At 37.1% G+C, this 12604-nt stretch carries 14 protein-coding genes; 5 read left to right on the top strand and 9 right to left on the bottom strand.

What is annotated here, in order from left to right; translation table 11 throughout:
• Positions 1 to 11 precede the first annotated feature (11 nt).
• The 3 genes from ACWNMZ_RS18025 to ACWNMZ_RS18015 all read right to left on the bottom strand — a co-directional run bounded on the left by ACWNMZ_RS18025 (position 12) and on the right by ACWNMZ_RS18015 (position 4369).
• Entirely contained in the window at positions 12 to 1775 is a 1764-nt protein-coding gene (locus ACWNMZ_RS18025) for an ABC transporter ATP-binding protein (protein WP_349204322.1), read from the bottom strand.
• Positions 1776 to 1818: 43 nt separating this feature from the next.
• Entirely contained in the window at positions 1819 to 3570 is a 1752-nt protein-coding gene (locus tag ACWNMZ_RS18020; protein WP_349204299.1) for an ABC transporter ATP-binding protein, read from the bottom strand.
• A gap of 241 nt (positions 3571 to 3811) precedes the next feature.
• Positions 3812 to 4369, bottom strand: coding sequence for a thioredoxin family protein (locus ACWNMZ_RS18015; RefSeq protein WP_031536165.1), 558 nt, complete (start codon positions 4367 to 4369; stop codon positions 3812 to 3814).
• 161 nt (positions 4370 to 4530) lie between these two features.
• On the opposite strand from ACWNMZ_RS18015, the gene ACWNMZ_RS18010 reads away from it, so the two are divergent.
• Positions 4531 to 5589: a hypothetical protein gene (locus ACWNMZ_RS18010; protein WP_235252679.1), complete on the top strand. Its 1059-nt coding sequence runs from the start codon at positions 4531 to 4533 to the stop codon at positions 5587 to 5589.
• 459 nt (positions 5590 to 6048) lie between these two features.
• On the opposite strand, the gene ACWNMZ_RS18005 is transcribed toward ACWNMZ_RS18010, so the two are convergent.
• Together ACWNMZ_RS18005 and ACWNMZ_RS18000 are read right to left on the bottom strand one after the other, a co-directional pair.
• A complete protein-coding gene (locus tag ACWNMZ_RS18005) occupies positions 6049 to 6999 on the bottom strand; it encodes a nuclease-related domain-containing protein (RefSeq protein ID WP_048717868.1) in 951 nt (316 codons plus the stop codon).
• Between the two features lie 381 nt (positions 7000 to 7380).
• Complete coding sequence (locus ACWNMZ_RS18000; RefSeq protein WP_349204301.1) at positions 7381 to 8223, bottom strand: aldo/keto reductase; 843 nt, start codon at positions 8221 to 8223, stop codon at positions 7381 to 7383.
• Positions 8224 to 8420: 197 nt separating this feature from the next.
• Here ACWNMZ_RS18000 and ACWNMZ_RS17995 point away from each other — a divergent pair, with 197 nt between their 5' ends.
• A complete protein-coding gene (locus ACWNMZ_RS17995) occupies positions 8421 to 8711 on the top strand; it encodes an AbrB/MazE/SpoVT family DNA-binding domain-containing protein (protein ID WP_031536161.1) in 291 nt (96 codons plus the stop codon).
• Between the two features lie 76 nt (positions 8712 to 8787).
• On the opposite strand, the gene ACWNMZ_RS17990 is transcribed toward ACWNMZ_RS17995, so the two are convergent.
• From ACWNMZ_RS17990 to ACWNMZ_RS17975, 4 genes are read right to left on the bottom strand one after another with little or no spacing between them, the layout of a single operon-like run.
• Positions 8788 to 9108: a YnfA family protein gene (locus ACWNMZ_RS17990; RefSeq protein ID WP_031536160.1), complete on the bottom strand. Its 321-nt coding sequence runs from the start codon at positions 9106 to 9108 to the stop codon at positions 8788 to 8790.
• Between the two features lie 54 nt (positions 9109 to 9162).
• Complete coding sequence (locus ACWNMZ_RS17985) at positions 9163 to 9414, bottom strand: hypothetical protein (protein ID WP_331280219.1); 252 nt, start codon at positions 9412 to 9414, stop codon at positions 9163 to 9165.
• A 21-nt stretch (positions 9415 to 9435) separates the two neighbouring features.
• On the bottom strand, positions 9436 to 9615 hold the full coding sequence (locus ACWNMZ_RS17980) for a hypothetical protein (protein ID WP_231512515.1): 180 nt from the start codon (positions 9613 to 9615) through the stop codon (positions 9436 to 9438).
• 28 nt (positions 9616 to 9643) lie between these two features.
• A complete protein-coding gene (locus ACWNMZ_RS17975; RefSeq protein WP_349204302.1) occupies positions 9644 to 10222 on the bottom strand; it encodes a hypothetical protein in 579 nt (192 codons plus the stop codon).
• A gap of 402 nt (positions 10223 to 10624) precedes the next feature.
• Between ACWNMZ_RS17975 and ACWNMZ_RS17970 the strand changes: the two genes are divergently transcribed.
• From ACWNMZ_RS17970 to ACWNMZ_RS17960, 3 genes are all read left to right on the top strand, one after another.
• Complete coding sequence (locus tag ACWNMZ_RS17970) at positions 10625 to 11302, top strand: HD-GYP domain-containing protein (RefSeq protein ID WP_449598712.1); 678 nt, start codon at positions 10625 to 10627, stop codon at positions 11300 to 11302.
• A 195-nt stretch (positions 11303 to 11497) separates the two neighbouring features.
• Positions 11498 to 11950: a MarR family winged helix-turn-helix transcriptional regulator gene (locus ACWNMZ_RS17965; protein WP_031536157.1), complete on the top strand. Its 453-nt coding sequence runs from the start codon at positions 11498 to 11500 to the stop codon at positions 11948 to 11950.
• A complete protein-coding gene (locus ACWNMZ_RS17960) occupies positions 11947 to 12597 on the top strand; it encodes an HlyD family secretion protein (protein ID WP_031536156.1) in 651 nt (216 codons plus the stop codon). Before ACWNMZ_RS17965 ends, ACWNMZ_RS17960 begins: the two co-directional genes overlap by 4 nt.
• The last annotated feature ends 7 nt before the right edge of the window (positions 12598 to 12604 follow it).

Raw genomic sequence — 12604 nt, 5'->3', positions numbered from 1 at the left:
TTAGGTAAAATTTAAGACGCTTCTTCAAACTGACTATTATAAAGCTCTGCATAGAAACCATTATTCTCCATTAGTTCCTTATGTGTTCCTGCTTCAATAATATCTCCTTCTTTCATTACGAGAATTAAGTCAGCATTTTTTATCGTTGACAATCTATGTGCAATAACGAAAGAAGTTTTTCCTTCTGTCAGCATATCCATTGCTTGTTGAATCAGCAATTCTGTGCGTGTATCTACAGAGCTAGTCGCTTCATCTAAAATGAGCAATGGTGCCATTTTTACCATCGCACGGGCAATGGTGATAAGCTGCTTTTGCCCTGCCGATAAGCTCGTCTTGTCATCTAAAATTGTATCATACCCGTTTGGCAATGTTTGAATAAAGTGATGCAAGCCAACTGATTTGCAAGCTGCTTCTACTTCTTCATCAGATACGTCTTCTCTGGAATAAACAATATTATCACGGATAGAGCCTTCAAATATCCATGTATCCTGAAGAACCATGCAGAACAGGTCATGAAGAGATTCTCGTGTCATTTGGTTAGTCGGGACACCATCAATCATAATTTCTCCGCCATTCACTTCATAAAAACGCATAAGCAAGTTGATTAATGTTGTTTTTCCAGCGCCAGTTGGTCCAACGATTGCTACTTTCTGACCAGCTTTTACTTTTACGGAAAAATCCTTGATAACTGCTTTATCTTCACTGTATCCAAAGCGTACATGCTTAAATTCCACATCGCCTTTGACATTTTGCAGTTTTTCTTTCTTTTCGTCTTCTTTTACAAGCTCTTTCTCTGCTAAGAATTCAAAAACACGACCACTTGCCGCTGCTGTTTGCTGTAGATTTGTCGCTGCTTGCGCAATTTGCTGCAGGGGCTGTGTAAATAAGCGAATGTACAGCATAAAGGCAACGATGACTCCAAATGAAATATGGCCATTAACAGCAAGCACAGCACCAACAATACATACAACGACATAGCCAAAGTTTCCGATAAACATCATTAATGGCATCATTAATCCTGACATAAATTGCGATTTCCACGCACTTTCAAATAGGCGTGAATTAATGGCAGAGAAAGCATCCTTTGCTTGTTGCTCTCCATTATATGCCTTCACAACATTATGACCGGAATAGATTTCTTCGATATGGCCATTTAGTTTTCCAAGTTCTTGTTGCTGTTGGGCAAAGTATTTCTGTGATTTCGAAATGATCATACCCATAGACGCAAAGCCGATAAATGTAGATAAAATAGCGGCAATAGCCATAATCCAATTTGTATAGAACATCATGATTAACGAACCGATGAACATCGTAATAGCCGTAATTAAGCTACTAACACTCTGGTTCATTGTCTGTCCAACCATATCGACATCATTTGTTACACGGCTAAGGACATCCCCTGTTGTTGTATTATCAAAATAGCTTAAAGGCAATCGATTAATTTTTCCCGAAATATCTCTTCTTAATTGCTTAGAAATCCTTTGAGTGACGGTAGCCATAATAAAACCTTGAACATAGTTGAAAATATAGCCTAAACCATAAAGGAATACGAGAAAAATAGCGACATCATAGACAGCATCCAGGTTAATTTCTCCCATTAAGCCTTCTGTAATATAATCCGTCATTTTGCTAAGCTGGTCAGGACCAATAATGCTAAAGATAGAGGCTGTCATCGCAAGGATTAAAGCAAGTAAAATGATTGGAAAATACGCCTTACAGTAAACCGCTAGTTCCTTCAAGCTAGAAAATTTCATGCCTTTTGCATTTGGAGGAATCGATTTTGTTGATTGATTTTTCGTTTCTTTAACATCCTTTTTCTTAGCCAATTTCGAGCTCCTCCTTTGATAATTGTGATAAGGCAATTTCTTGATAAACATCGCAAGTAACCATCAGCTCATCATGTGTCCCTATTCCGACTACTTCTCCTTTATCTAATACAAGAATTCGGTCTGCATCCTTAATGGTTCCAATGCGCTGTGCAACAATAATGTTTGTAGCATCGTTTATTTCCTCTTTAAGCTTGGAGCGGAGGACACGGTCTGTTTTATAGTCCAATGCGGAAAAAGAATCGTCAAATAAATAGATTTCTGGATCTTTGTAAATAGCACGGGCAATCGATAATCGCTGTTTCTGACCACCAGAAAGATTGGTTCCACCTTGCGAAATAGTTCCCTCATATTGCTGATCCATTTTTTCGATAAAATCCTTCCCTTGGGCAATTTCTACGGCTCGTTTTACTTTATCTTCTGATTGCTTAATCTCCCCACCGAAAGCAATATTGGATGTAACCGAACCACTGAACATAACAGCTTTTTGGGATACATAGCCTATTTTATCTCGCAAAGCTTCCAACTTATAATTTTTCACATTTTGACCATCCACTAAAATTTCCCCGTCTGTAGCATCCATAAAGCGTGGAATCAGGTTGAGAAGGGTACTTTTTCCACTACCAGTTGAACCAATAATGGCTACTGTCTCTCCCTTGGATGCAGTGAAGCTAATATCTCGGAGAATGTAATCACTCGCACCAGGATATTTAAAGCTTACATGGCGGAATTCGATTTCCCCTTTGCTGTCCCCTTCTGTCTTCGTGCCACTCTTTATTTTCACATCTGTATCGAGCACTTCGTTGATTCTTCTTACAGAAACAGCCGCACGAGGAAGCATGACGAATGCAACAGAAACCATCATAAAGGCCATGATGATTTGCATGGCATAGGAAGAGAATACAACCATATCAGAGAATAAAGGCAATCTATCTGCCATAGGAGCATTGTTGATGATCACCGCTCCAATCCAATAGATAGCAAGACTCATTCCAGACATAATAAGGGTAATCGTTGGCATCATAACAGCCATTGTTCTTGTTGTAAAAAGATTCGTATCTGTCAGTTCCTTATTCGCTTTCTCAAACTTATCCTCGTGGTAACGAGTTGCATTATACGCATGAACCACACGGATTCCTGATAAATTCTCTCTTGTTACCATATTAAGATTATCCGTTAACTTCTGGATTACTTTAAATTTAGGCAGGGCCACAAAAACTAGGATGGCGATTAATACTAATAATATAGCGATTGCTACACCTGTAGCAGCAGTCCATTCCCAGCTTTTTCCCATAATCTTAAAAATGCCCCAAATGGCAATAATCGGAGCCTTTATCACAATTTGCAAGCTTAGGATAATTAGAATTTGCACTTGCATAATATCATTGGTAGAACGAGTAATTAAGCTCGCTGTCGAAAAACTAGACAGTTCTTCCATGGAAAAAGATAAAGTTTTATCAAACACTTTTTTACGCAGTCGATTGGAAAAACCAGCAGCAACCTTTGCCGCAAAAAATACAGTTATAATCGAAGCGGCCATACTTCCCACTGCACAAAGCATCATAAAGGCACCTTGTTTGAGAACATCACTTAACTCACTACCTTCTGTCTGTACAAGTCTAGTGATTTCCGCCATATAATCTGGAAGTTTTAAATCAAGCCATACCTGCCCAAAGATAAAAATAAGGGCAAATGTGATAAACATCCAGTCACTTTTTTGAAAATTTTTCAAGATTTTTAACATGGAATCTATTCCTCCTCCTCCTGCAGCAAAACACATTTATTTTTTCGCTGTAAATCCTCTCTGCTATTCTGGACCCTATTTACAAATAATTATCAAACAAAAATTAATCGAATAAGATGTATCGCATCCGATATATCGTATGCGATTATATTAATGATTTTATCGCTAAATGTCAAACGAAAATAATTCCATCTCGTGGGTAAAGAAAAAAACAGCCCCATCGTTGGGAGCTGTTTTTCCTTTATTTTATGATTTCTTTTAACGTACTCTTAAAGCTATTGTACACATATGTCCAAATTGCCGGATCCGTTCGGTACGTTTTTTGTAATTGCATATAAAATTCCTTTTGCTTTTCCGCAAATGCTGGGTCCTCTTTTACTGGAAGCTTAGCTCGACCTTCTGTCACCATCTCTTGTACCTCTGGCGCCCTCGGTCCCCACTTGCCGACTAACTCTCCTTGTTCATTTAAAACAAGGACCATCGGAATAGCTCTGCCGCCGTTTGTTAAATGTCTGTCAATTAAATCCGTGTCCGCGTCCCTAAGTGCCACATGCATCTGAAGATCAGCCGCTTCCACTAATTTGCGAAGAATCGGATTAATCACCATTGCATCTCCACACCAATCCTCTGTTATGGTTAAAAAGTGGAGGTTGTGCTGCTTTAATTCTGCTGCAAAACCATCTTCAGGCAATGTAAAGTTTTGATACACCTCATAGCTTTCCTCTTTTAATGTACTCATATTGTCCATATACGCTTGAATAGTAGAACCTTCTTCGAAATACTGTTGCTCTGTCTTCATTTATATACCTCTCCTTTTTATGTATGCCTTGTCTATTATTTTACTATTTAACTGTTTTTCATTCTATTTTTCAGATTTGGGATAAATTTCTTTTTTTGATAGATGATTGTATAAACGTCTGATACAATTATTTTAGATTAATCAGGGATAGGAGTTATGGCATGAAGAAATTTCTTTCTACACTTGTAATGGTTGTGATTGGCGCTGTATTTGGTGGTGCGCTTTCGCTTCTTATTTTATCAGGGGATGTAAATGTTACTAGTATTATCACTAGCTTGATTTGTTTGATTGTATTTTATATTGTACATATTATTTTGCATGAAGCAGGACATCTTATTTTCGGAAAATTAACTGGCTATTCTCTCGTATCCTTTCGCGTCTTTTCGTGGATGGTTGTTTCGACAAAGAACGGCTTAGAGCGCAAAAAGCTGCATGTCCCAGGAACGCTTGGACAATGCTTAATGGCTCCGCCGCCATATGTTGCGGGCAAGTTTCCATTTAAGCTGTATTTATGTGGTGGAGTCATCATGAATTTTCTTGCGAGTGCTGTCGTTGGGTTGATTGCCTGGATTGCAGGAGAATTCCCTTTAGTTGCTAGTATTTTTATCCTTCTCGGGTTGCTCATCGGGTTAACGAATATTATTCCCGCTGGCTTTAATGATGGCATGACGCTAAAAATGGCTTGGAAGAAGGAAAGCAAGCAGTGGCAGCTTTTTTCCCAGTTTTATATTAACGCCCAAACGTCCAACGGTGTCACTTATCAGGAGCTGCCAGAGGAATTATTTGCATTGCCCCCAGACGATGATGGGAAGGACTATTTTTCACAGTGGACTCTCTGCATCCAGCAAGCACTGGCAATGGACCGCCTTGATTTTGAAGAGGCAAAAAGGATTAATGATATGCTGTGGAAAAGAAAAGAACAGCTTATTTCCCTTTTCAGAGTCGAGATTGCAAAAGAACGATTGTTTTTATTAGCTGTATTAGAGGGCGATAAGGAAGAAGCACGTTCCATCTTTGCTTTGAAGGAAGTTAAACGGTTTTTAGCAATTAAACAGATGAGCAATAAACGAATCTCAGCTGCCTATGAGCTTTACGTGAATGGAGACCGAGATAAGGCGGTTGCCCTTTCTGAAGAGGGTGTTGGGCTGGAGGCTAATAATCCAAATGCGGCGGATGTTGTGTTGGAGAGGAAGATGATGGGGGTTTTGTTGGGGGATTGAGGTTTGGGTGGAGTTGATTATGTTGGTTTGGATCATATATTTAATTTTTGGATCATATCCTCTCCGCTTTGGACAATATATTTCTATTTTGAATCATATCTGTTCACCTTTGGATCATTTATTTAATTTTTGGATCATATCCGCATTTTTTCCTTTCTAATTTAGGCTAACTCTAATATTAAATAGATGAAGTTAATAATTTCCACCTGAAAAAGAGTCATTTTTATTCCATTGTTTTTCGTAAAGATTAAGAATGGGGAAAAATGACTCTTTTTTTATTCAAATGTTGCTTTCGTACAACTTTGGATCATATATCCGTTTTTTGGATCATATCCTCCCTGCTTTGGACAATATATTTCTATTTTGGATCATATCTGTTCACCTTTGGATTATTTATTTAATTTTTGGATCATATCCGCATTTTTTCACAAATCTTCACTCCATTCTCTTCTTGAAAAATCATGGTTTGTAATAAACTCTGCCTTTATTTTCTCCTTTACTTGGTAAATTCATCTTTACTAGCATTTTGGAGGCGATTCCACGTGAGGTAAGCTGGGAGAATTCACGAAACTCCTTATTTGTAATGGTGGATTTTATCAATAAAAAGTAATCCATTACCGCCTTTTGATGGGCAGCTGCATCATATGTCTCACAATGAGGACAGCACCATTTCCGTTTTTGGCGAATCATTGCAAATTTCGCGCATGCTGGGCATTGCACTCCTGTAATTAGATCATTTGGTTGAATTCCATACTGTTTTAATAAATTTAAGGTTTCGGGAGTGTTATTTTTTAAGAGGTTTTTGGATATTTTGCGGAGAATCTTCCAATCAATCGCAATCATTTTATATTTTACAGAGAGTAATTCCCATTTTTCTAAAAAGCTGTGGCTGTGTATGACTTTGTCTTTAATTGCGGGATTTCCTTTTATGATGGTAGATGGCTTGCTGAAAATGACTAAGAAATCGATGGGAATTGGTGGGAAGTTGTGCAGCTTGAAGTATGTTTGCAATTGGTGCTGATGCCTTTTGGCTTGGGATATAGGATCAGAAAATCCCTCTTCCTTTTCATCAACTTTGCGAATCATTTGATTAAACTTAGCATCAAAGTAAACCTCTCCGTAATAATTTTTGCATTCAACAATGAGGCAAAACCGCTGGTTGAGAATGAGATAGTCTATCTGAAAATATGTTTTTCCATCATAAAGGCGGAGATTATGAATGATAAGACACTCTTTTTCCGGCAAAAATTGCAGATAATACTTCATTTCTTTCTCGCCGCGATAACCAGCTAAAAGTTTCCTTAAATCTTCCATTACATTCGGTCTAAGTTTATAAGTTTCTTTTAACCTTCCTACTAGCACCTCTGTTGATCTCAGTCTATCACTCTTGCAAATTTCATTTAAGAACAATTTTCCACTTCCTTTCTTTTTTTCTAGATTAGTTATTCTACTTGATTGCTTGAAAATCCTTTTTGATAATGTGGCGGAATGTGGTTTGGATCATATATTTGTTTTTTGGATCATATCTGCTTTGCTTTGAATCATATATTCGTTTTTTGGATCATATCTGCTTTGCTTTGGATCATATATTTGTTTTTTGGATCATATCTGCTTTGCTTTGGATCATATATTCGTTTTTTGGATCATATCTGCTTTGCTTTGGATCATATATTTGTTTTTTTGGACCATTTCCACTGCTTTCGATTATATATCCACATTTCCGACCATCTCCACCCCACTCCAACCAACAAAAAAATCCCTTATCGCTCAACACAATAAGGGATTCTAACCTCAAAACTCCTCATAAACAGCTGGATCTTGATCCGCAATCCGCCCATCAACACGCGTTAGCCCAGAAATTTGCTGCATTTGTTCTTCTGTTAATTGAAAATCGAATATTTCTAGGTTTTCTTTTTGTCTTTGTGGGGAGCTTGATTTTGGAATTGGCAAGGCTCCTAGTTGGGTATGCCATCTTAGGATGACTTGGGATATTGTTTTGCCGTGTGCTTTTGCTATTTGTTGAATCGTTTCGTTTTCTAGGACATTATTTGCTCGGCCGAGTGGGCTCCATGATTCGGTTACGATTCCGTTCTCTTTGTCATAGGCTAGTTGCTCTTTTTGTGAAAAAAATGGATGTAGTTCTACTTGATTTATGCTCGGCAATACGCCGGTTTCTTTTTTCAAGCGATCGAGATGCTCTGGTAAGAAGTTGCAGACACCGATGGAGCGAATGAGTCCCCATTTTTTGGCGTCAATTAACGCTTGCCAGGCTTCTACGTATAAATCTGTTTTGGGATTTGGCCAGTGAATTAGGAATAAATCGTAATAATCTAGTTTTGTGCGGTAGAGTGATTCTTGGATAGTATAGATGGCTTTGTCGTATTGATGGTGTCTTCCTGGAAGTTTGGATGTAAGGAATAATTGATCTCTGCTAACAGCACTGCGGCGAACGGCCTCACCGACTGCTCCTTCATTTTCGTAATTAAATGCAGAGTCGAGTAAGCGATAGCCCATATCAATTGCTGACGTCATCGCTTGAACACCAGACGCGCCTCGCAAATCATATGTACCAAATCCAATGGCTGGAATCACAAGGCCATCATTTAGCGTTATTTGTGGAATTGTTGTATGCATGATTGATATCCTCCTTCTATAAATTAGAAAAGGTTTCCTCTCTTTAAAAGTATAGACGATACTAGATAACAAATTCTACTGATATGCTTCATCTCTTTCATTAAATTATCTTTACTTCAAAACATTATTCTTTCAATACTTAGCCAATATGTTAAAATATAGTATATATATTAAAAAATGTATCGGAGGGATAAGGGATGAAAAGTACTGGAATTGTTCGGAAAGTGGATGAATTAGGTCGTATTGTTATTCCAAGAGAATTGAGAAGAACATTGGGAATTGAAATTAAAGATCCATTAGAGATTTTCGTAGAAGGGGAAAAAATCGTCTTCCAGAAGTATAAAGCCTTTGAGGAGTGTGCGATTACTGGGGAAGTCTCACCTGATAATATCACCATTGGCAACGGAAAGATTGTGTTAAGTAAAGAAGGCGCCGAAATACTAATGAAAGAATTAGAATCCGTTTTTGCGAATGATTCTCAGAAGTAAGCTTTCAAATTCCATTTATGATAGGACAATTCCCTCTCCATTCACTCGATAGACGGAATTGTCTTTTTTGATTATTTTATTGTCTCGGTGCAAACAGCATCACACCTACTCCTATTAGGCAAATACCTGCACCTATCCAGTCATACAAATCAGGTGTTTTTCGATCAATCCCCCATCCCCATAAAACAGAGAGGATGATAAAGATACCTCCATATGCAGCATATACTCTTCCAAACGACATAAACGATTGAAAGGTTGCAATAATACCATATAAAACAAGAGATACTCCGCCAAATATCCCCCAATAATAAGGCTTGCCCTCTCGAAGCCATTGCCAAATGAGATAGCCCCCACCGATTTCAGCTATACCAGCCAAAATAAAAATGATAATTGTCATCAAAAATCACCCTACTATCCATTTTCCATTCATTATACCAAATAACTAGGGTAATTAATCACTTCTTTCCCGTCTACTTCTTTCAATCATTCTCACTGTTAATTTGTGAAAAAGCATCAAAAAAACATATAGAACTAGATAGGTAAAAATGGAGTAAAATTGCTTCCAGCCATTTAAATAAAAGGTTCCTGTATAGATAAAGAAGGTTTCGTATACCATTGCAATGACTCCCCAAGTGAAAATATAGACTATCTTTTTATGAAGACCACTTTTATACGGAAAGTAATTTAGAAAGATGACGTTAATCGCTGGATAGATTCCCCCAATCTAAATCAAACTTTCCCAATCTACCCCTATTCTAAAATAACCATATAAATCATATTTCAAATCGAGAAAGGTATCAGTTACTAGTTGAAGAAATGTGGCAAACAATGTCGTTGTCAACAATTCAATAGCTGTTAAGCGTTTTGGAATAAAATAAGCAATTGCATTAAATAAAATTACCATCAAGATAAGAACATAAAATAACTCCTGTCTATATTGGCTTGTCCGTTCTTTTTTCCTGCAACTTCATAAATAATCTTGTTATTAGATACCCACCAATATAGAGGAACCAATAAATCAGAAAAATATAGAAGAAATTAATCCATTTATAGGGTTCAAATAACCCGATAGCTGTCAAAAGTGGTTTAAAACCAAAGCCAAAAATAACTGCTAATATGGTTGCATTAAGATAGAAGTTTTTATTATGCTTTAACGTCCATTGAAATACGAGCATAATAGCCACTGGAATAATCGCCCCATCCAGTGAGAAGCTTGGTAAGAATGGCAGAAACTGATACGGGTAGGCCCATAAACCAAAGCGAATACCCGTTGCATCTACATAGGAAAATAACATATGCACAGCAAAACCAAAGAAACCAATAATGAATATATGCTTTCGATCAATAGAAAAAAATATGACAATTAGTGGAATAACTAACATCAGCACTCCCACCCAAAACTGCCATGTATCCAAACCAGAATACTTACTCCAATACTCTATTGCCTCTTTTGTATAATTCTCTTGTATAGAAACTAATCGATCAAAAAAAGATCGTTGTTGGTCATTCATCTGATCACCTCAGGGATTATTTCATTTTTTTAGTATGAACTATTTACTAGAAAATATTTCACTTACTCATCGCTCATTAAATAAAAAGAATGGGGCAGACTTCAATTATTAGAAACTTCTTTCGATTAATAGTAACTAGATGAACACTGGGGGTACTTTATGTATCATCGAATATGGAATAATGCTACTTATTTCCGATATTTTTTCTTTATTCTTTTATTTATTAGTATCATATTGAATCTCTGTATTTTTGAAAATCACGAAAACTATTTTATCTTCTATATTCTATGTTCCATTTTTCTAGGAATCGGCTTTTATCAAAGTCCCTTTTGGGTAATTTTCTTACTTACTTTCTTGGTAGTTTCCTGTAGATTTTTTTTCATCAAAGATCAATCACTCACTATGTCTACCTTTATTACCTATTTATTGACCTATTTACTAATCAGCCTTATTTCGGTTGGCCTTATGTCTAGAGTTCAAAGAGTGCTTGAAGATAACTTAGCGTTAACAAAGGTGCTTTCCAATGCACTAGATTCTAGAGATTCTTATACGATGAACCACTCTAAAAATGTTGCTAAATATGCAATGGAAATTGCAATGGAAATGAATTTACCTTCTTCCTTATGCGATGTTATTCATATTGGAGGACTACTTCATGATATTGGGAAAATTGGTATACCAGAATGTTTATTAACTAAGCCTGGAAAATTGACAGAGGAAGAATATGAATTAATAAAAACGCATCCGATAAAGGGATACGAAATCATTAAACATGTTAAGCAATATAAAAACAATGGCATACTGGATATTGTCCTTCATCACCATGAGCGGTTTGATGGGAAGGGATATCCAAATGGGTTAAAAGGAGAAGAAATTCCATTAGTCGCCCGCATCGTTGCAGTAGCTGACAGCTTTGACGCAATGTCCTCCAAGCGCGTCTATCGAAAGGAACTCCAATTAGACCAAATTCTCGAAGAAATAAAATGCAACAAAGGAAAACAGTTCGATCCACTCGTAGTCGATGCGTTTCTATCTTTAATCGAAGACAAGGATAATCCATTTAAGAATAGAAGAAACTAAGATAGCGAAAATATTTTTCCAGCGTTAAATCGTTCGACCGCCTTTTGGTACAAAATGCTATAGCCTATATAACGAAAGCCAACCCAAATAACTCCTCTTAAGAAAACAATTGACTAAAGTAAAAATATATGCGACAATCCAATAGTTCGTATACGAACAGTTTTAATAAAAACAATAGAAAGGGAGAATTTTCAGATGAACGGGTCGTTAAATAACGAATTAATTCGCTCTTATTCCCGGATTCATAAAGCCTATAACCACCTTGTCCAGCTAGATGCGAACAAATTGGACTTAACAGCCGTACAGCTTAAAACACTGTACAGAATCTACTTCCAACCTGATATCGGAATCGGAGAACTAGCGACAAAGCTCTCTTTAACGAAAAGCACCGTTAGCGGAATTATCGATCGACTATCCCAACGACAATTAATTGAACGAACCATTCCTGAAGACAATCGTCGAGCGGTAAATATCCAACTAACGGAAGAAGGACACAGCATTATGAAACAATACTTTGCTGGAACATCTACTCTATCAAAAAAAGTTAAAGAAGTGATGGAGCTTCCTGAAGAAGAAATAAACAAAATACTAGAACTAAATGGGAAAATATTAGCCATTTTAAGTGAAATTGAGGAGGAACAACTATGAATAGTAAACGCATGATTTTATTAAATATTATCCTTTTAATCGTTTTAGTAGGAGGAGGATTTGCCGGTTATTACTTCTACGACCAATCAATCTCCTATATTAAAACAGACAATGCCCAAATCGCCGGACAACAAATTAGCATCGCATCACCAGCTACAGGGAAACTAACAGAATGGAAAGGCGAAACAGGTACTTCTTTTAATAAAAACCAAAAAATTGGTACTGTAGAAGTTGTAACAGAATCAGGCACAACTGATATGGATATTACCGTTCCAGAAAATAGCACCATCGTTCAATCAAGCGCCGTACCAAATACTTATATTGCAGCAGGAACATCCCTAGCAAAAAGCTATGATTTAGATAATCTTTGGGTTACAGCAAACATCGACGAAACAGACATCAATAAAGTAAAAGTCGGCCAAGAAGTAGACTTATACGTAGACTCCTATCCAGATACAGTTCTAACAGGTAAAGTAGACAGCCTAGGACTTGCAACAGCAGGAACCTTCTCCCTACTGCCAAGCAACAACAGCTCAGGAAACTACACAAAAGAAACACAAGTCATACCCGTAACCATCTCCATCGATAATTACGGCGGCCTAAAACTAATTCCAGGTATGAACGTTTCCGTAAGAATTCATAAGTAGGTGATGG

It is taken from the genome of Niallia sp. Marseille-Q9988, assembly GCF_976954375.1.
The sequence above is the reverse complement of the archived record's forward strand: the minus strand, read 5'-3'. Positions and strand labels throughout refer to the sequence as shown.

Bases quoted from the DNA above. Each gene is read 5' to 3' on its own strand.
- ACWNMZ_RS18015 (WP_031536165.1), bottom strand. From the start codon at position 4,369: ATGAAGACAGAGCAACAGTATTTCGAAGAAGGTTCTACTATTCAAGCG.
- ACWNMZ_RS17975 (WP_349204302.1), bottom strand. From the start codon at position 10,222: ATGAATGACCAACAACGATCTTTTTTTGATCGATTAGTTTCTATACAA.
- ACWNMZ_RS17965 (WP_031536157.1), top strand. From the start codon at position 11,498: ATGAACGGGTCGTTAAATAACGAATTAATTCGCTCTTATTCCCGGATT.
- ACWNMZ_RS18000 (WP_349204301.1), bottom strand. From the start codon at position 8,223: ATGCATACAACAATTCCACAAATAACGCTAAATGATGGCCTTGTGATT.
- ACWNMZ_RS18020 (WP_349204299.1), bottom strand. From the start codon at position 3,570: ATGTTAAAAATCTTGAAAAATTTTCAAAAAAGTGACTGGATGTTTATC.
- ACWNMZ_RS18010 (WP_235252679.1), top strand. From the start codon at position 4,531: ATGAAGAAATTTCTTTCTACACTTGTAATGGTTGTGATTGGCGCTGTA.
- ACWNMZ_RS17990 (WP_031536160.1), bottom strand. From the start codon at position 9,108: ATGACAATTATCATTTTTATTTTGGCTGGTATAGCTGAAATCGGTGGG.
- ACWNMZ_RS17960 (WP_031536156.1), top strand. From the start codon at position 11,947: ATGAATAGTAAACGCATGATTTTATTAAATATTATCCTTTTAATCGTT.
- ACWNMZ_RS17995 (WP_031536161.1), top strand. From the start codon at position 8,421: ATGAAAAGTACTGGAATTGTTCGGAAAGTGGATGAATTAGGTCGTATT.
- ACWNMZ_RS17970 (WP_449598712.1), top strand. From the start codon at position 10,625: ATGTCTACCTTTATTACCTATTTATTGACCTATTTACTAATCAGCCTT.
- ACWNMZ_RS17980 (WP_231512515.1), bottom strand. From the start codon at position 9,615: ATGGTAATTTTATTTAATGCAATTGCTTATTTTATTCCAAAACGCTTA.